Origin of the sequence: Rhizobium sp. 16-488-2b, assembly GCF_017741815.1 — a bacterium.
Taxonomy (GTDB): Bacteria; Pseudomonadota; Alphaproteobacteria; order Rhizobiales; family Rhizobiaceae; genus Rhizobium.
The window spans coordinates 156,408-174,130 of record NZ_JAGHMF010000012.1; the positions used below are offsets into that span (position 1 = coordinate 156,408).

15 protein-coding genes are annotated in these 17,723 nt (G+C 61.6%); 10 read left to right on the top strand and 5 right to left on the bottom strand.

All coding sequences use genetic code 11. The features are described 5' to 3' along the window. Positions 1 to 189 precede the first annotated feature (189 nt). Complete coding sequence (locus tag J5286_RS12750; RefSeq protein WP_018900549.1) at positions 190 to 834, top strand: MarC family protein; 645 nt, start codon at positions 190 to 192, stop codon at positions 832 to 834. A gap of 69 nt (positions 835 to 903) precedes the next feature. Here the strand turns inward: J5286_RS12750 and J5286_RS12755 are convergent, their stop codons facing one another. Beyond that, positions 904 to 1,464 carry a single-stranded DNA-binding protein gene (locus tag J5286_RS12755; protein ID WP_209190623.1) on the bottom strand — a complete coding sequence of 187 codons (561 nt, stop codon included), beginning with the start codon at positions 1,462 to 1,464 and terminating at the stop codon, positions 904 to 906. Positions 1,465 to 1,738: 274 nt separating this feature from the next. Between J5286_RS12755 and uvrA the strand changes: the two genes are divergently transcribed. The 4 genes from uvrA to J5286_RS12775 are packed head-to-tail and all read left to right on the top strand — an operon-like array spanning position 1,739 to position 6,046. Continuing rightward, positions 1,739 to 4,660 carry an excinuclease ABC subunit UvrA gene (gene uvrA / locus J5286_RS12760; protein WP_209190624.1) on the top strand — a complete coding sequence of 974 codons (2,922 nt, stop codon included), beginning with the start codon at positions 1,739 to 1,741 and terminating at the stop codon, positions 4,658 to 4,660. Continuing rightward, a complete protein-coding gene (locus J5286_RS12765; protein ID WP_209190625.1) occupies positions 4,657 to 4,983 on the top strand; it encodes a DUF4258 domain-containing protein in 327 nt (108 codons plus the stop codon). The genes uvrA and J5286_RS12765 overlap by 4 nt, the downstream gene beginning before the upstream one ends. Beyond that, positions 4,980 to 5,243, top strand: a complete 264-nt coding sequence (locus J5286_RS12770) for a hypothetical protein (protein ID WP_209190626.1) — start codon at positions 4,980 to 4,982, stop codon at positions 5,241 to 5,243. The genes J5286_RS12765 and J5286_RS12770 overlap by 4 nt, the downstream gene beginning before the upstream one ends. Beyond that, the gene (locus J5286_RS12775; RefSeq protein WP_209190627.1) at positions 5,240 to 6,046 is read left to right on the top strand and encodes a DUF72 domain-containing protein; all 807 of its coding nucleotides are present in this window, start codon (positions 5,240 to 5,242) and stop codon (positions 6,044 to 6,046) included. Before J5286_RS12770 ends, J5286_RS12775 begins: the two co-directional genes overlap by 4 nt. Before the next feature lie 32 nt (positions 6,047 to 6,078). Here J5286_RS12775 and J5286_RS12780 read toward each other — a convergent pair whose 3' ends face one another. Beyond that, on the bottom strand, positions 6,079 to 7,554 hold the full coding sequence (locus J5286_RS12780; protein ID WP_209190628.1) for an NAD(P)H-hydrate dehydratase: 1,476 nt from the start codon (positions 7,552 to 7,554) through the stop codon (positions 6,079 to 6,081). A gap of 342 nt (positions 7,555 to 7,896) precedes the next feature. Here J5286_RS12780 and J5286_RS12785 point away from each other — a divergent pair, with 342 nt between their 5' ends. The 3 genes from J5286_RS12785 (at position 7,897) to hspQ (ending at position 10,182) form a co-directional block, all read left to right on the top strand. Continuing rightward, on the top strand, positions 7,897 to 8,235 hold the full coding sequence (locus tag J5286_RS12785) for a P-II family nitrogen regulator (protein ID WP_018900556.1): 339 nt from the start codon (positions 7,897 to 7,899) through the stop codon (positions 8,233 to 8,235). 56 nt (positions 8,236 to 8,291) lie between these two features. Next, the gene (gene glnA / locus J5286_RS12790; RefSeq protein ID WP_018900557.1) at positions 8,292 to 9,701 is read left to right on the top strand and encodes a type I glutamate--ammonia ligase; all 1,410 of its coding nucleotides are present in this window, start codon (positions 8,292 to 8,294) and stop codon (positions 9,699 to 9,701) included. A gap of 151 nt (positions 9,702 to 9,852) precedes the next feature. Continuing rightward, on the top strand, positions 9,853 to 10,182 hold the full coding sequence (hspQ, locus tag J5286_RS12795) for a heat shock protein HspQ (RefSeq protein ID WP_018900558.1): 330 nt from the start codon (positions 9,853 to 9,855) through the stop codon (positions 10,180 to 10,182). A gap of 125 nt (positions 10,183 to 10,307) precedes the next feature. Here the strand turns inward: hspQ and J5286_RS12800 are convergent, their stop codons facing one another. Further along, on the bottom strand, positions 10,308 to 10,961 hold the full coding sequence (locus tag J5286_RS12800) for an invasion associated locus B family protein (protein ID WP_111563521.1): 654 nt from the start codon (positions 10,959 to 10,961) through the stop codon (positions 10,308 to 10,310). A 269-nt stretch (positions 10,962 to 11,230) separates the two neighbouring features. Here J5286_RS12800 and J5286_RS12805 point away from each other — a divergent pair, with 269 nt between their 5' ends. Both J5286_RS12805 and J5286_RS12810 read left to right on the top strand, forming a co-directional pair. Next, entirely contained in the window at positions 11,231 to 13,036 is a 1,806-nt protein-coding gene (locus J5286_RS12805) for an extracellular solute-binding protein (RefSeq protein WP_209190629.1), read from the top strand. Positions 13,037 to 13,137: 101 nt separating this feature from the next. After that, positions 13,138 to 13,809, top strand: coding sequence for a DsbA family oxidoreductase (locus J5286_RS12810; RefSeq protein ID WP_209190630.1), 672 nt, complete (start codon positions 13,138 to 13,140; stop codon positions 13,807 to 13,809). A gap of 70 nt (positions 13,810 to 13,879) precedes the next feature. On the opposite strand, the gene mfd is transcribed toward J5286_RS12810, so the two are convergent. Together mfd and J5286_RS12820 are read right to left on the bottom strand one after the other, a co-directional pair. Then, positions 13,880 to 17,383 carry a transcription-repair coupling factor gene (gene mfd / locus J5286_RS12815; protein WP_209190631.1) on the bottom strand — a complete coding sequence of 1,168 codons (3,504 nt, stop codon included), beginning with the start codon at positions 17,381 to 17,383 and terminating at the stop codon, positions 13,880 to 13,882. Further along, positions 17,383 to 17,697, bottom strand: coding sequence for an FAD assembly factor SdhE (locus J5286_RS12820; RefSeq protein WP_026283364.1), 315 nt, complete (start codon positions 17,695 to 17,697; stop codon positions 17,383 to 17,385). Before J5286_RS12820 ends, mfd begins: the two co-directional genes overlap by 1 nt. Positions 17,698 to 17,723 lie beyond the last annotated feature (26 nt).

A 17,723-nucleotide genomic window follows, 5' to 3' on the forward strand; every position in this document is an offset into this window, starting at 1 on the left:
TATAGCGGAAAGGCTGTTCCTAAGCCAATTTTGCCGGAAGTTTTGAACAGGCTTTTACGGTCTAATCAGGGCAAAACGAGGCTTATGCGCCCCAATCACCATCACGCATGCCGCGCCATTTGCAAAATTGGTTTGCCCACATCACAATCGCGCGAAAACCAAGCCCGGATATGGGTATACGGAGACATGATGGCAAGCGCCGACCAACTGATCAACGCCTTTACAACCCTGCTCGTGACGATCGATCCCCCCGGTCTCGCGCCGATCTTTCTCGGCCTCACTGTTGGCATGAGCAGAGCCCAGCGCAAGCAGGTGGCGTTGCGCGGCACGATCATCGCTTTCATCATTCTCGCCGTCTTCGCGCTCTTCGGATCGAGCGTGCTGGGCGTGCTCGGCATCTCGATCGGCGCCTTCCGCATCGCCGGCGGCCTGCTGCTCTTCTGGATCGCCTTTGAAATGGTGTTCGAGAAGCGCCAGGACCGCAAGGAGAAGACAGGCACCGCCGCGATCACCGTCGACCACATCCAGAACATCGCCGTCTTCCCGCTGGCCATCCCGCTGATCTCGGGCCCGGGCGCGATTTCCGCGACCATCCTGATCGCAGGCTCGATGCAGACGGCCTTCGAGCTGGCGCAGCTGATCATCGTCATCGCCGCAAGCCTGCTGCTTCTCTTCCTGGCGCTGCTGATCGCCGATCGGCTCGACCGCTTCCTCGGCGTCACCGGCCGCGCCATCCTGACCCGCCTGCTCGGCGTCATCCTGGCGGCGCTCGCCACCCAATTCGTCGTCGATGGCATCAAGTCGGCGATGAACCTCGTTCCCTCGCCCGTCTGAGCTTTCAGTTAAAACGCAAACGGCGCGCCCCGAGGCGCGCCGTCTGAAACCTTTCGGTCTGTCGTTCGATCAAAACGGAATGTCGTCGTCGAGATCACGCGAGAAATTGCCGCCACCGCCGGAAGACGCACCACCGCCCGAGCCGCCACGGCCGGAAGACTGCGAGGGCGAGCCATAATCGTCGCCGTAACCGCCGCCACCGCCGAAATCACCACCGCCGGCATTGCCGCCACGGCCACCGCCGTAACCGCCGCCAGAACGATCGCCGCCGCCTTCGCCGCGTCCATCGAGCATCGTCAGCGTCGACCCGAAGCCCTGCAGTACGACTTCCGTGGAATAACGGTCCTGGCCCTGCTGGTCCTGCCACTTGCGGGTCTGCAGCGCGCCTTCGATATAGAGCTTGGCGCCCTTCTTGACGTACTGCTCGACGACCTTGCACAGGCCTTCGTTGAAGACCACGACGGTGTGCCACTCGGTCTTTTCGCGGCGCTCGCCGGAATTGCGGTCGCGCCAGGTCTCCGATGTCGCGATGCGGAGGTTGGCGATCGGCCGGCCGTCCTGCGTCCGACGGATTTCGGGGTCTGCACCCACGTTTCCGATCAGAATTACCTTGTTCACGCTGCCAGCCATACTTTTCACCTTCTTGTCGTGTTGCCGATATTGCGAAGCCCGCAACATGCGCAACGAAATTGACAACACCTTACCCCATCGGCCTTCGCCGGTGTGTGGTTGAGCTTCGTTAATCCACAACGAAATTTGTTCTTTATTTGTTCTATTTTATCATTATCATCCTGTCAACGGAATCGAAAAGCGTGAACCACAGGGATATTCAGCCTCGACTCGCCAGCCGGCATCACTACATAAAGGCTCTTCTTATCCCCCCGAGACATTGAAGCAGAAGACGATGAGCGAACTGAAGACGATTTCAATCCGTGGCGCGCGCGAGCACAATCTGAAGGGCATCGACCTCGATCTGCCGCGCAACAAGCTGATCGTCATGACCGGGCTGTCGGGATCGGGCAAATCCTCGCTCGCCTTCGACACCATCTATGCCGAGGGCCAGCGCCGCTATGTCGAGAGCCTGTCGGCCTATGCTCGCCAGTTCCTCGAGATGATGCAGAAGCCTGACGTCGACCAGATCGACGGCCTCTCCCCGGCGATCTCGATCGAGCAGAAGACGACCTCGCGCAACCCGCGCTCGACTGTTGGTACCGTCACCGAAATCTACGACTACATGCGCCTGCTCTTCGCGCGCGTCGGCGTTCCCTATTCGCCGGCCACCGGCCTTCCGATCGAAAGCCAGACCGTCAGTCAGATGGTCGACCGCATCCTAGCCTTCGAGGAAGGCACGCGCCTCTTCATCCTCGCGCCGCTCGTGCGCGGCCGCAAGGGCGAGTACAAGAAGGAACTCGCGGAGCTCATGAAAAAGGGCTTCCAGCGCGTCAAGATCGACGGCCAGTTCTACGAGATCGCGGATGCGCCCGCGCTCGACAAGAAGTACAAGCACGACATCGACATCGTCGTCGACCGCGTGGTCGTGCGCGCTGATGTCTCCGCGCGACTGGCCGACAGTTTGGAGACCTCGCTGAAACTCGCAGACGGCCTCGCCATCGCCGAATTCGCCGACAAGCCATTGCCAGTGGAGGAAACCGCCGCCGGCGGCTCGGCCAACAAGTCGCTCAACGAAACGCACGAACGCGTGCTTTTCTCGGAAAAATTCGCCTGCCCGGTCTCCGGCTTCACCATCTCGGAGATCGAGCCGCGCCTGTTCTCCTTCAACAATCCGGCCGGCGCCTGCCCGACCTGCGACGGCCTCGGCGCCCAGCAGAAGATCGACGCCAACCTGATCGTGCCGGAGCCCGAGCGCACGCTGCGCGACGGCGCCATCGCCCCATGGGCCAAGTCGTCCTCGCCCTATTATAACCAGACGCTGGAAGCGCTCGGAAAGCACTTCGGCTTCAAGCTCGGAGCCCGCTGGAACGACCTCTCCGCCAACGCACAGGACGTGATCCTCAACGGCACCGAGGAGAAGATCGAGTTCCACTACGTCGATGGCGCCCGCTCCTACACGACGCACAAGAATTTCGAAGGCATCATCACCAACCTCGAGCGCCGCTGGAAGGAAACCGACAGCGCCTGGGCGCGCGAGGAGATCGAGCGCTACATGTCGGCAGCGCCCTGCCCGTCCTGCAACGGCTTCCGCCTGAAGCCGGAAGCGCTGGCCGTGAAGGTCAACAAGCTGCATATCGGCCAGGTCACCGACATGTCGATCCGCATCGCCCGCGACTGGTTCGAAACGCTGCCGGATAGCTTCAACGCCAAGCAGAACGAAATCGCCGTCCGCATCCTGAAAGAGATCAGGGACCGCCTGCGCTTCCTGAACGACGTCGGCCTCGAATATCTGAGCCTCTCGCGCAACTCAGGCACGCTTTCGGGTGGCGAAAGCCAGCGCATCCGCCTCGCATCGCAGATCGGATCCGGCTTGACGGGCGTTCTCTACGTGCTCGACGAGCCCTCGATCGGCCTGCACCAGCGCGACAATGCGCGCTTGCTCGAGACCCTGAAGCACCTGCGAGATATCGGCAACACCGTCATCGTCGTCGAGCACGACGAGGATGCGATCCTGCAGGCTGACGACGTCGTCGATATCGGCCCCGCTGCCGGCATCCATGGCGGCCAGGTGATCGCGCACGGCACACCGCAGGACATCATGGCCAACCCGAAGTCACTGACCGGTAAATACCTGTCGGGCGAACTCGGCGTCACCGTTCCCGAGGAGCGCCGAAAGATTAAGAAGGGCAAGGAAATCAAGGTCGTCGGCGCCCGCGGCAACAACCTGAAGAACGTCACGGCATCGATCCCGCTCGGCGTCTTCACGGCGGTCACCGGCGTGTCCGGCGGCGGCAAGTCCACCTTCCTGATCGAGACGCTCTACAAGTCCGCCGCGCGTCGCGTCATGGGCGCGCGCGAAATCCCGGCGGATCACGACCGCATCGACGGATTCGAGCATATCGACAAGGTCATCGACATCGACCAGTCGCCGATCGGCCGCACCCCGCGCTCCAACCCGGCCACCTACACCGGCGCCTTCACGCCGATCCGCGACTGGTTCGCCGGCTTGCCGGAAGCAAAGGCGCGCGGTTACCAGCCCGGCCGCTTCTCCTTCAACGTCAAGGGCGGACGCTGCGAGGCCTGCCAGGGCGACGGCGTCATCAAGATCGAGATGCACTTCCTGCCCGACGTCTACGTCACCTGCGACGTCTGCCACGGCAAGCGCTACAACCGCGAAACGCTCGACGTCACCTTCAAGCAGAAGTCGATCGCCGACGTGCTCGACATGACCGTCGAGGAAGGCGTCGAGTTCTTCGCCGCCGTCCCCGCCGTGCGCGACAAGCTGCAGGCGCTCTTCGATGTCGGCCTCGGCTACATCAAGGTCGGCCAGCAGGCGAACACGCTGTCGGGTGGCGAAGCCCAGCGCGTCAAGCTCGCCAAGGAACTCTCGAAGCGCTCAACCGGCCGCACGCTCTACATTCTCGACGAGCCGACGACCGGCCTGCACTTCCACGACGTGGCGAAGCTGCTCGAAATGCTGCACGAACTGGTCAACCAGGGCAACTCTGTGGTCGTCATCGAGCACAATCTCGAGGTCATCAAGACCGCCGACTGGGTCCTCGACTTCGGCCCGGAAGGCGGCGACGGCGGCGGCGAGATCGTGGCGTCTGGCACGCCCGAGGCGATCGTCAAGGAAAAGCGCTCCTACACCGGCCAGTTCCTGAAGGAACTGCTGGAGCGGCGGCCGGTGAAGAAGGTGCAGGCGGCGGAGTGAGCGATATCCTCTCCACGGTGCGTGTGCTGATCGCTGACGGCAAGTTCAGGGTCTCGGCACACGCACTGCAGGAGTTGTTGAACGACCATCTGCTGATCGAGCCGTTGGTGATGGATATAATGTCGGCGGTGGTCGTGGAGGAGTATCCTGAGTATCACAAGGGACCCTGTGTTCTGGTCCTGCAGACGGATGAACGCGGACGCCCCATGCATTTGCTTTGGGGCATCCCATCAGGCGCATCCGAACCCGCGGTGTTGATAACAGCATACATTCCAGATCCAGATCGCTGGAATGACGATTTCACCAGGAGGAAGCCGCAATGACGAAACAGGCGTCGCAGCTCATTCGTGAGGGGGAGTATGCCGCGGAGGTCGTTGTGGAGCTTCACGACGACGGTGGCGAGTGGTCCCCAACGGTAAGCCCGGAGGGCATCCGCAAACTGGATCGCGTACGCCGCGCTCTTCGTGCGCATGATTTCGAACGCGCAGAGAAAGACGGACGCGTTTACCGCCTCGTGCCGCGCGAGGCTGACTATCCGAAGAGCGGTTTTGGCGAAAACGAACAGGATGGATTGAAGTCATGACAAACCCCGGCACCATTCGCGTCGGCATCGGCGGCTGGACGTTCGAGCCCTGGCGCAACCACTTTTTCCCGTCCACGCTGAAGCAGAAAGACGAGCTGAATTATGCCAGCCGGCAGCTGAAGGTCATCGAGGTCAACGGCACCTATTACAGCTCCCAGAAGCCCGAGACCTTCGCCAAGTGGGCCGTCGATGTCCCCGAGGGTTTCATCTTCTCGCTGAAGGCCAGTCGCTTCAGCACCAACCGCAAGATCCTCTCGGAAGCAGGCGAATCCGTCGAGCGCTTTCTCGACCAGGGCATCGTCGAGCTCGGCCCGCATCTCGGCCCCATCCTCTGGCAGTTCGCGCCGACGAAGAAGTTCGAACCCGAGGATTTCGAGGGCTTCCTGAAGTTGCTTCCGGATAAGCAGGATGGCCTGCAGCTTAAGCATGTGGTCGAGGTTCGCCACGACAGCTTCAAGGTGCCGGAGTTCGTAGCGCTGCTCGCGAAATACGGTGTCGCCCCTGTTGTCGCCGAGCATTTCGATTATCCGATGGTGGCCGATGTCACAGCCGATTTCGTTTATACGCGCCTGCAGAAGGGCTCGGACGAGATCCGGACCTGCTACCCGCCGAAGGAGCTGAAAGCCTGGGCCAAGCGCCTGGAGAGCTGGGCGGAAGGCAAGGTGCCTGATGATCTGCCGCTTATCGACAGCGACCGCAAGGTCAAGGTCGAGCCGCGCGACGTCTTCGCCTTCATGATCCACGAGGGAAAGGTCAACGCCCCCTTCGGCGCCATCGCGCTGCAGGAAGAGGTCGGCAAGTAGTCAGAGCGCCAAGGAATCAGCGTGACAAGCAATCAGAGTGGCAAGACGTGGCTGGCGAGGTCTTCCGCCGTCAGCCCCTTGCCGGCCCGGTTGCCCGCTTCGCCATGCATGTAAACGCCGGCGGCGGCCGCCTCGAAGGCCGGCAGCCCCTGCGCCATCAGTGCACCGATGATCCCCGCCAGCACATCGCCGGATCCGGCTGTGGCTAGCCAGATCGGCGCGTTGGCGTTGATCAGCGCCCGACCATCCGGCGAGGCGATCACGGTGTCGGGCCCCTTGTAGACGATGGCCGCATTGGCCCGCGCCGCGGCCGCCAGCGCCTTGTCGGCCTTGCCGAGATTGGCATCCGCAGCGATATCCGGAAACAATCGCGAAAACTCGCCTTCATGCGGCGTCAGAACCAGCCGCGTCTCGCCTTCAGCGAACAATGCGAACAGCGCCTCAGGATCGTCGCGGAAGGATGTGATGCCGTCGGCATCCAGAACCAGATGCCGCGCCGCGAGTGCCGCCACGAAACCGCGCGCCTTCTCGCCGGCTCCGAAACCCGGCCCGAGCACGAAGCTGCGCAACCGCTCATCCTTCAGCCAATCCAGGAGCTCGGCATCCCCATCGATACCGTGCAGCATCACGGCCGTCAGGTGCGTCGCGTTCTCATCCATGGCGTCGGCAGGCGAGGCGATCGTCACCAGCCCGGCGCCGGCCTTCAACCCAGACATGGCCGACATCCGCGCGGCGCCCGTCTTGCCCTTCTCGCCCGAGAAGATGACGAGATGGCCGCGCTTGTACTTGTGCGTCTCCTGCCCCGATGACTTCAGCCACCGCTGCCACTGTTCCGGCCGGTTCTCCGCCAGCTTGCCCGATGCCTGCCCGCGCACGATCCGCGCGGGTATGCCGATGTCGAGCACCTCGAGTACGCCCGATAGCTCCCGCCCCGGCATCAACAGGTGCCCCGGCTTGCGCGTCATGAAGGTAATCGTGCGCTCGGCGGCAAATGCGGTCCCCAGCACCATGCCCGTCCGGCCGTCAATGCCGGATGGCAGGTCGACGGCAAGCACCGGCAGGCGAGCTTTCTCGATACGCTCGATGACCGCATTGACGGCTTCGGGCACGGCCCGAGTCAACCCGGCCCCGAACAACGCGTCGATCACCACGTCGCCCTCGGCAGGCTGGTATTCCTTGATCGGCGCACCCGCACCGGACCAACCGCTGAAAGCCCGCGCAGCGTCGCCCTTCAGCCGATCGGGATCCCCCAAGTGAAACACCACAACCTCGACACCACTATCTTGCAGACAGCGTGCCGCAACATATCCGTCGCCGCCATTGTTGCCGGGACCGCACAGCACGACGGCGCGCCTGGCTGACGGATAGTGCCGCAGGAACGTCGCCGCCACGCCGGCGCCCGCCTGCAGCATGAGCCCGAAACTGCCGATGCCCGAGGCTGCTGCGGCGGCATCGACGGCAGTCATTTCTGCGGGGGTGAGGAGAAGGTCGGCGAGTTGATTGTCCATACGGACATTCAAGCAGAATCCGCCTAAAAAACAACCGATTGGCGCAAAATCTGGAAGGTTATTATTTAGTCATTTGCATATATTTTAATCCTCACCACAAGCCAGAAAGAAAGCATCAGACATCGCGAATATTCCTCATTTCGGTCGAAATTTAAGCTTTTCGCTTGCAACCCGCGCCGTTTTTGACAAAAAAATCGTTGAAATTGCTGAAAATCGCTCGACTTTCGGTCTCTGGCTGCCATTTCCACGAAGATTCCGCTTTCCAACTGGCACGATAACTGCATTCTATCGGGGGGTGGGTATGAGCCTGCTATAACGGGAGAAGCGGAGAGTCATTTTCTCATGAAAAAGATCGAAGCGATCATTAAGCCCTTCAAGCTTGACGAAGTGAAGGAAGCCCTTCAGGAAGTTGGCCTGCAGGGGATCACAGTCACGGAAGCAAAGGGCTTCGGTCGCCAAAAAGGCCACACGGAATTGTACCGTGGCGCGGAGTATGTCGTCGATTTCCTGCCAAAGGTGAAGGTCGAAGTCGTCCTCGCCGACGAGAACGCGGAAGCCGTCATCGACGCGATCCGCAAGGCCGCGCAGACGGGCCGTATCGGCGACGGCAAGATTTTTGTATCCAATATCGAAGAAGTCATTCGTATCCGTACCGGCGAAACCGGTGTCGATGCGATCTGACCTGTTTGGTCCAGGCGAGGCAATCGTCTCGTCTTCTCAAATGAAGGAACCATTTTATGGCGACCGCAAGCGAAATCCTCAAGCAAATCAAGGATAACGACGTCAAGTTCGTCGACCTGCGCTTTACCGACCCAAAGGGCAAGCTGCAGCACGTCACGATGGACGTGGTTTGCGTCGATGAAGACATGTTCGCCGATGGCGTCATGTTCGACGGCTCCTCGATCGGCGGCTGGAAGGCGATCAACGAATCCGACATGGTGCTGATGCCCGACACGGAAACGGTCCACATGGACCCGTTCTTCGCGCAGTCCACCATGGTCATCCTCTGCGACATTCTCGATCCGGTATCCGGCGAAGCCTATAACCGCGATCCGCGCGGCACCGCCAAGAAGGCCGAAGCCTATCTGAAGGCATCCGGCATCGGCGACACGGTCTTCGTTGGTCCTGAAGCCGAGTTCTTCATCTTCGACGACGTTCGCTACAAGGCCGACCCCTATAACACCGGCTTCAAGCTCGACTCGACCGAACTGCCGTCCAACGACGACACGGAATACGAGACCGGCAACCTCGGTCACCGTCCGCGCGTCAAGGGCGGCTACTTCCCGGTTCCGCCGATCGACAGCTGCCAGGACATGCGCTCCGAAATGCTGACGGTTCTCTCGGAAATGGGCGTCGTCGTTGAAAAGCACCACCACGAAGTGGCCGCTGCCCAGCACGAACTCGGCATCAAGTTCGACACGCTCGTCCGCAACGCCGACAAGATGCAGATCTACAAGTACGTCGTGCACCAGGTCGCCAATGCCTATGGCAAGACGGCAACCTTCATGCCGAAGCCGATCTTCGGCGACAACGGCTCGGGCATGCACGTCCACATGTCGATCTGGAAGAGCGGCAAGCCGAGCTTCGCGGGTGATGAATATGCAGGCCTCTCCGAGAGCTGCCTGTACTTCATCGGCGGCATCATCAAGCATGCCAAGGCGCTGAACGCCTTCACCAACCCGTCGACGAACTCCTACAAGCGTCTCGTCCCGGGCTATGAAGCACCGGTCCTGCTCGCCTATTCGGCGCGCAACCGTTCGGCCTCGTGCCGCATTCCATTCGGCAGCAACCCGAAGGCAAAGCGCGTCGAAGTCCGCTTCCCGGATCCGATGGCGAACCCCTACCTCGCCTTCGCCGCCATGCTGATGGCCGGCCTCGACGGCATCAAGAACAAGATCCATCCCGGCAAGGCCATGGACAAGGATCTTTACGACCTGCCGCCGAAGGAACTGAAGAAGATCCCGACGGTCTGCGGCTCGCTGCGCGAAGCGCTGGAAAGCCTGGACAAGGACCGCAAGTTCCTGACCGCCGGCGGCGTCTTCGACGACGACCAGATCGACTCGTTCATCGAGCTGAAGATGATCGAGGTCATGCGCTACGACATGACCCCTCATCCGGTCGAATACGACATGTACTACTCGGCGTAAGCCCTCAGAAAGCCCCGGTTCGCCGGGGCTTTCGCCTATTCGATGTCACGGAAGCCTCGCGCGGATGTGACACTCATGTGACGAGTTCTCGCACAAATCTTGATTTGAGTGAGATCAATCACCAAATCAGGTGATGAAAGGAAGTCGTACCATGAAAGAAAGACTAGCTAAGTTCAGTATCGGCGAAGTGGTTCGGCACAAGGTATTTCCGTTTCGCGGCGTCATCTTCGATGTCGATCCGGAATTCGCGAATACGGAAGAATGGTGGAATTCTATTCCCGCCGACGTGCGCCCCAGCAAGGACCAGCCCTTCTACCACTTGCTCGCCGAAAACGAAGAAAACGAATACGTCGCCTACGTATCCGAACAGAACCTGATGAATGACGAAAGCGGCGAACCGCTTCGCAATGAACAGGTCTACCAGATTTTCGATATGGCACCGACGGGACAGTTCAAACCCAAGATGAGCTTCACCCACTAAGCCGCTGCATATCCATTTCAAACCCCGCCCTCCCAGCGGGGTTTTTCTTTGGCCGGAACCCGGACCGCAGGCAACAAAAAACCCGGCTCGAAGCCGGGTTTCTCGACAATCCATGAGGATCGAAATTACTGGGCCTTGGCAGCCTTCTGGGCGTCTTCAAGCTTCTTGCGCGCTTCGTCGGCCTTCTTCTGCATGCTGTCCTGCAGGCTCTTCTGGCTTTCGGCGAGCTTGGAAGCGGAAACCGCTTCGCCGTCGAATGCACCGGTGAAGCCTTCAAGCGAAATCTTGATCGGGTTCGGCGCACGGCGGAAGTTGATCGAGGTCAGAACCAGGTCGGTGCCCTTCTTCAGGCTGGCGACCATGGCGTCCGTGAGCGGGATCTGCGCAACGCAGCGATCCGGCATGCACATCAGATAGTCGATCTTCTGCGGCTTACCGCCGTCGATCTGCATGCCGATGCCCGGAGGGATCAGACGTGCCGGAGGAACGGAAACCTGCAGGCTCTTGTTGTTTACCTTGCCGGAAACGGTGATGAGGCCAACGCCCGTAACGAGCTGACCGCCGGTGGCCAGAACAACGTTCTGCACAACACAGACGTCATTGTCTTCCTGCTTGTTGCAGGTCTTGTACCAACCAAGGCGCGGTGCGCCGGCAGCCTGTGCGCCAGCGTCGGCAGACGCATCCTGCGCATAAGAAGACACCGGAGCCACTGCGGCGCCAAGCATCACTGCCATTACGGACAGGGCTGCCCGTGTTTTCTTTTCAGACTTGAACATCATAACGAATTCCGTCTCCTGATATCCCGTTGGGACAGCCCATTTGCCGTCCTCACCAACAGGGTTGTTCGCATCTGACCTCTTAAAACAATGAGGCAAATGCATGACCCCCCCGACTTCGGGGTCCCTGTTACATCGCGTTGCTGGAGATTTCCAGTGTTTCTTTGGCGTTTTGTCTGCCGCTGGAAAGAATTTGCCGTGGATGGTGAATTGGGCCGGGCACATGATAGTCTTCGCGCGAATCGCGCCGTTTTCCGGAAAGGATTTCGACTATGCTCCGGATCGTTCTCCCCGTCGTCTTCACCCTGGTTTGCGGGGCAGCCGTTGCCGAACCCGTGCATGGCATCGCAATGCACGGCGCCCCTGCTCTGCCTGAAGATTTCAAGCACCTCCCCTACGTCAATCCTGATGTGAAGAAGGGCGGCAAGATCTCCTACGGTGTCGTCGGCACCTACGACAACCTGAACCCCTTCATCCTGAAGAGCATGCGCACCACGGCGCGTGGCATGTGGGACCCCGAATACGGCAATCTGGTCTATGAAACGCTGATGCTGCGCTCGCGCGACGAGCCTTTCACGCTCTATGGCCTCCTGGCGCAATCCGTCGAATGGGACGACGACAGGACCTACATTCAGTTCAACCTGAACCCAGCCGCCAAGTGGTCTGACGGCCAGCCGGTCACGCCCGAGGATGTCATCTTCTCCTTCAACATCCTGAAGGAAAAGGGCCGCGTGCCTTTCAGCACCCGCCTCAACGCCGTCGAGAAGATGGAGAAGGTCGGCGATCACAGCGTCCGCTTTACGTTCAACGACAAGGCCGACCGCGAATTCCCGCTGATTCTCGCCGGCTCGACGCCGATCCTCCCCAAGCACGCGATCGACGCCGAGAATTTCGACCGCTCGACGCTGAAGCCGCCGATCGGTTCAGGTCCCTACAAGATCAAGTCGCTGAAGCCGGGCGAAAGCATCACCTTCGAGCGCGACCCGAATTACTGGGGCAAGGATCTCCCGGCCAAGGTCGGCCTCGACAATTACGACCAGATCACCGTGCAGTATTTCCTGCAGGACACGACATTGTTCGAATCGTTCAAGAAGGGCGATGTCGATATCTATCCCGACGGCAGCCCCGGCCATTGGGCGAGCGCCTATAATTTCCCGGCTGTCACATCGGGCAATGTCGTCAAGGACACGTTTCAGCCCAAGCTGCCATCGGGCATGTTCGGCTTCGTCTTCAATACCCGCCGGCCGCTCTTCGACAATGTGAAGCTGCGCGAGGGCCTGTCGCTGATCTTCGATTTCGAATGGGCGAACAAGAACCTCTTTTCCAGCGCCTATATCAGGACGCAGAGCTATTGGCAGAACTCCGACCTCTCCAGCTTCGGCGTGCCGGCCGACGAGCGCGAATTGAAGCTGCTCGGCCCGATCAAGGATCGCATCGATCCCGCCATCCTCGATGGCACCTACAAGCTTCCCGTCACCGATGGCTCCGGCCGCGACCGCAATGTGCTGAAGCAGGCGGTCGGGCTTCTGAAGGAGGCCGGCTACACGATCAAGAACGGCAAGATGAGCGACGCCAACGGCCGCCCGCTTGCCTTCGAGATCATGACGCAGAACACCGACCAGGAGAAACTCGCCATCTCCTACCAGCGCTCGCTGCAGTTGCTCGGCATCAACGCCTCGATCCGCACCGTCGATGATTCGCAGTATCAGAGCCGCACCAACACCTTCGACTACGACGTCATCGTCAAATCCTTCACCTCGTCGCTATCGCCTGGCATCGAGCAGGTCGGCCGCTGGTCGTCAGCCTCGCGCGATCGCGACGGCACCGACAATTTTGCAGGCGTTGCCGATCCCGATGTCGATACGCTGATTCAGCACATCCTCAATGCGCGCTCGGCCGAGGATTTCACCGCCGCCGTCCGCTCACACGACCGGCTGCTGCTGTCGGGTCACTACGTGCTGCCGCTCTATCACGTCGACAACCAGTGGGTCGCGCGCAGCAAGCGTATCGGCCACCCCGACCAGGTGCCGCTCTACGGCTACCAGCTGCCGGCCTGGTGGGATCAGAGCGTCCAATAACAGGTGGTTCTCTTTTCCTGCCTGGTTGAACTGGCCACCCTCAGCGACTAGATGGCTTCAAACGCCCTTTTGGGGCCCAGCAATTCAGAAAAGGAAAGCCCATGGAACGCATAGTCATCGACGTCGTCTCGGATGTCGTCTGCCCTTGGTGCTATCTCGGCAAGGCCCGGCTGGAGTTGGCGATCGCGGAAGTCCAGGACGAAGTCGGCGTCGACGTCAACTGGCGCCCCTATCGCCTCAACCCCGATTACCCGCCCGAAGGCGTCGACCAGAAGGCAGCGCTCGAGAAGAAGCTCGGCGGCGCCGAGCGTGTCGCTGAGGGACACAAGATGCTGGCCGAACTCGGGCGCGAGGTCGGAATCAATTTCAATTTCGACGCCATCAAGATCGGCCCGAACACACTCGACGCCCACCGCCTCATTCACTGGGCGATGATCGAGGACCGCGACAAGGCTGACCGCGTGGTCGATGGACTGTTCAAGGCGAACTTCGAGCAGGGCCTGAATGTCGGCGATCACGCCGTGCTGCTCGATATCGCCGAGAAGTCCGGCCTCGACCGCGCCGTGACTGCCTCCCTACTTGCCTCCGAAGCAGACAAGGGTCTCGTCGTCGAGGAAATCGAATCGGCGCAGAAGATGGGCGTCAACGGCGTCCCCTTCTTCATCTTCGACCAGCAATACGCCGTCAGCGGCGCCCAGACGCCTGATGTCATCGCGGGCGCGCTGCGCGATATCGCCAAGGCCAAGGCCGAAGCCCGCGCCGGGATGAACTGATCGACCGGTTTTCCGACACTGTGGCGTGCATATCCGGACGGAAAGCTCAGGCTTTCCGTCCGGATTCGTTTCAGCCCTTCGCCAGCTCCGCCAGCTGCGTCATGATCACAGCCGCTCCCTGCAGCCGCTTCTCCGGCGTCGGCAGGTCGCGGGTCAGGAACACGCTGTGGTCGGGGCGGATCTTCGCCATCGAGCCCTGCTTGGCGATATAGCCCACCAGATTGCCGGGGTTCGGGAATTCCTTGTTTCGGAACTGGATGACCACGCCCTTCGGCCCGGCATCCACCTTTTCGACATTGGCGATACGGCAGAGCGATTTGACGTAGACGATCTTCAACAGATGCTGCACCTCGATCGGCATCGGCCCGAAGCGGTCGATCATCTCGGCGCCGAACGCATCGATCTCCTTGAGCTCGGTGATCTCGCCCAGGCGCCGGTAGAGCGCCATGCGCAGGTGCAGGTCCGGCACGTAGCCGTCGGGGATCATAACCGACGTGCCCACCGAGATCTGCGGCGACCAGCCGGTATCCTGGATCTCGTCGACACCCTTCACCTCGGCCACCGCCTCTTCCAGCATCTGCTGGTAGAGTTCGAATCCGACCTCCTTGATGTGGCCGGATTGCTCCTCGCCGAGCAGGTTGCCGGCGCCACGAATATCGAGGTCGTGGCTCGCAAGCTGGAAGCCGGCGCCGAGCGTATCAAGCGATTGCAGTACCTTCAGCCGGCGCTCCGCCGTCGCCGTCAGCACCTTGTTGACGGGCAGCGTGAACAGCGCGAAGGCGCGCACCTTGGAGCGACCGACGCGGCCGCGCAGCTGGTAGAGCTGCGCCAGACCGAACATGTCGGCGCGGTGCACGATCAGCGTGTTGGCCGTCGGCACGTCGAGGCCGGATTCGACGATCGTCGTCGATAGCAGCACATCGTAACGCCCCTCGTAGAAGGCGTTCATGATGTCCTCGAGCTCGCCCGGCGGCATCTGGCCGTGCGCGATCGCAACCTTCAGCTCCGGCAAGTCGGACTGGAGGAAGGCATGAACCTCTTCCAGATCGGCCAGACGCGGGCAGACGTAAAAACTCTGGCCGCCGCGATAATGCTCGCGCATCAGCGTCTCGCGGATCACCAGCGAATCGAAAGGCGAGATGAAGGTGCGCACCGCCATGCGGTCGACCGGCGGCGTGGTGATCAACGACAGCTCGCGCACACCCGTCATCGCCAGCTGCAGCGTGCGCGGGATCGGCGTCGCCGACAGCGTCAGCACGTGAACGTCGCTCTTCAGCTCCTTCAGCCGCTCCTTGTGCTTGACGCCGAAATGCTGCTCTTCGTCGATGATCAGCAGGCCGAGATTGGCGAACTGGATGCCCGAGCCGAGCAGCGCATGCGTGCCGACGACGATATCGGTCTTGCCATCGGCGATCTCCTTCTTCGTCAGCGCCAGCTCCTTGGAGCCGACGAGGCGCGAGGCCTGCTGCACGCGCACCGGCAGTCCGCGGAAGCGCTCGGAGAAGGTCTTGAAGTGCTGGCGCGACAGAAGCGTCGTCGGAACCACGACAGCGACCTGAATGCCGTTCATCGCCGCCACGAAGGCCGCGCGCAGCGCAACCTCGGTCTTGCCGAAGCCGACGTCGCCGCAGACCAGGCGGTCCATCGGCCGCCCGGCGCCAAGATCGGAGCGCACCGCCTCGATGGCGTTGTCCTGGTCTTCCGTCTCGTCATAGGGGAAGCGCGCGGCGAACTCGTCGTAGAGCCCCTCTGGCGTGGTCAGCACCGGCGCATGCCGCGTCAGCCGCTCGGCGGCGATGCGGATCAGGCCGTCGGCCATGTCGAGCAGGCGCTTCTTGAGCTTGGCCTTGCGCATCTGCCATGCGCCACCGCCGAGCTTGTCGAGCTGTGCTTCCGTCCCCTCGCCGCCATAGCGCGACAGGAGATCGATGTTTTCGACCGGAAGGAACAGCTTCGCCTCGTCGGCATATTGCAGCTCCAGGCACGCATGCTGCGCGCCGGCCGCCTGAATGGTCCTGAGCCCGATGAACCGGCCGATGCCGTGCTCAGCGTGGACCACAACGGATCCCTCATCGAGACCCGCGACCTCGGAGATGAAATCGGCGGCGCGCTTGCGGCGCTTTGAGCGGCGCACCATGCGGTCGCCGAGAATATCCTGTTCGCCGATGACGACGAGATTGCCGACCTCGAAGCCCGTCTCCAGACTGTAGACGCCAGCAGCCGCCTCGCCCTGATCGAGCTTGTCGATTTCCTTGAGCGCCGCGATCGGCTTGACCCGCGCCAGCCCATGCTCGGCGAGAACCTGCAGCAGACGCTCCAGCGATCCTTCCGTCCAGGCGGTGATCAACACCTTGGCGCCGCTGGCCCGCTTGTCGGCGATGTGCTTGACGACGACGTCGAACACGTTGACGCGCTCGGCATTACCGCCGCCCTCGGCACTCGGCCGCGCCCAACGTTCACCCTGTCGGGCATCGAGATTGACGACGCGGCGCGCCTCGCCCTCATGCTCGTTGAACGGCGTGATCCGCATCGCATCGAAGGCGTCGAGCGTCGCCGCAAACATCTTGCCATCAAGATAGAGCTGACCGGGCACGACGGGCTTGTAGGGCGTGCCCTGCGACATGCCCTTCACCGGCTTGCCCGAGTTCAGGCGCGCGTCGTAATAATCGAAGACCAGCTTCGAACGCTCCTCGGCCGCCTCCCGCACCGTGTGGTCGGTGACAAGGCGGAAGCCCTTGAGATAGTCGAACACCGTCTCCAGCCGGTCGTAGAACAGCGGCAGCCAATGCTCCATCCCGGGATAGCGCCGCCCTTCCGAGATCGCGAGATACAGCGCGTCGTCGCGGGTCGCGGCGCCGAAGGTCGAGAGATAATTCTTGCGGAAGCGGCTGATCGTATCGGGCGTCAGCGTCACTTCGCTCATCGGGTTGAGGTCGAGCGAACGTACCTGCCCCGTCGTGCGCTGGCTGGCCGGATCGAAGCTGCGGATACTCTCCAGCGTATCGCCGAAGAAATCGAGCCGCACCGGCTCTTCCGAGCCCGGCACGAAGACGTCGAGAATACCGCCGCGCACCGCGTATTCGCCGACTTCGCGCACCGTGGCGACGCGGTCGAAGCCGTTGCGCTCCAGCCGTCCGGCGATATCGTCCATCCGCACCTGGTTGCCCGGCCGCGCCGAAAACGTCAGGCTCTCGATCACATCCTGCGGCGCCACCTTCTGCAGCATGGCATTGACGGTCACCAGCACGATCGCCGCATGCGGCTTCTTGCGATGCGCGATCAGCCCGCCGAGTGCGGCGAGCCTGCGCGCGGAGGTGTCTGCGCTCGGTGACACGCGGTCGTAAGGCAGACAGTCCCAGGCAGGCAGCGTCAGAACGGGAATATCGGGCGCGACGAAACCGAGCATCTGCTCCAGATCGGCCATACGTTGACCATCCGAGAGCACGTAAGCCACCGGTTCGCCGGCGCGGGCAAGCTCGGCCAGCAGCATCGGCTCCAGTCCGGCCGGCACATTGCCTATCGTCAGCGGCACGTTGAGCGCCGTCAGCTTCTTCGCATCAAAACCGGGGATCATCATCCATTCCTGGGCAGGCTGTCGGCGGGGTATTCGAAATCGGGCTTGTAGGCGCACAGGCGCGTAAACATCGGTGTCTGGAAACGCTCGGGGATCGGCCAGGTTCCCATGATCCAGCGCACCAGATCATTATCCTCTTCGGCCATGATCGTCTCGAACTCGTCGAGTTCCGCATCCGAGAGCCCCGCGATCTCGCGCTCGGCGAACTGGCCGAACACCAGATCCATCTCGCGGATGCCGCGATGCCAGCAGCGGAACAGTATCCGGCGGCGGCGGGGATCGAGATCGGCGCTCGAGAGTGTGACACCTGTCATGGCATAGCTTCCTGTTGATGCGCCTC

Excerpts from the sequence above, each read along its gene's own strand:
- J5286_RS12750 (WP_018900549.1), top strand. The coding sequence starts at position 190 with ATGGCAAGCGCCGACCAACTGATCAACGCCTTTACAACCCTGCTCGTG.
- J5286_RS12755 (WP_209190623.1), bottom strand. The coding sequence starts at position 1,464 with ATGGCTGGCAGCGTGAACAAGGTAATTCTGATCGGAAACGTGGGTGCA.
- uvrA (WP_209190624.1), top strand. The coding sequence starts at position 1,739 with ATGAGCGAACTGAAGACGATTTCAATCCGTGGCGCGCGCGAGCACAAT.
- J5286_RS12770 (WP_209190626.1), top strand. The coding sequence starts at position 4,980 with ATGACGAAACAGGCGTCGCAGCTCATTCGTGAGGGGGAGTATGCCGCG.
- J5286_RS12775 (WP_209190627.1), top strand. The coding sequence starts at position 5,240 with ATGACAAACCCCGGCACCATTCGCGTCGGCATCGGCGGCTGGACGTTC.
- J5286_RS12780 (WP_209190628.1), bottom strand. The coding sequence starts at position 7,554 with ATGGACAATCAACTCGCCGACCTTCTCCTCACCCCCGCAGAAATGACT.
- J5286_RS12785 (WP_018900556.1), top strand. The coding sequence starts at position 7,897 with ATGAAAAAGATCGAAGCGATCATTAAGCCCTTCAAGCTTGACGAAGTG.
- glnA (WP_018900557.1), top strand. The coding sequence starts at position 8,292 with ATGGCGACCGCAAGCGAAATCCTCAAGCAAATCAAGGATAACGACGTC.
- hspQ (WP_018900558.1), top strand. The coding sequence starts at position 9,853 with ATGAAAGAAAGACTAGCTAAGTTCAGTATCGGCGAAGTGGTTCGGCAC.
- J5286_RS12800 (WP_111563521.1), bottom strand. The coding sequence starts at position 10,961 with ATGATGTTCAAGTCTGAAAAGAAAACACGGGCAGCCCTGTCCGTAATG.
- J5286_RS12805 (WP_209190629.1), top strand. The coding sequence starts at position 11,231 with ATGCTCCGGATCGTTCTCCCCGTCGTCTTCACCCTGGTTTGCGGGGCA.
- J5286_RS12810 (WP_209190630.1), top strand. The coding sequence starts at position 13,138 with ATGGAACGCATAGTCATCGACGTCGTCTCGGATGTCGTCTGCCCTTGG.
- mfd (WP_209190631.1), bottom strand. The coding sequence starts at position 17,383 with ATGATCCCCGGTTTTGATGCGAAGAAGCTGACGGCGCTCAACGTGCCG.
- J5286_RS12820 (WP_026283364.1), bottom strand. The coding sequence starts at position 17,697 with ATGACAGGTGTCACACTCTCGAGCGCCGATCTCGATCCCCGCCGCCGC.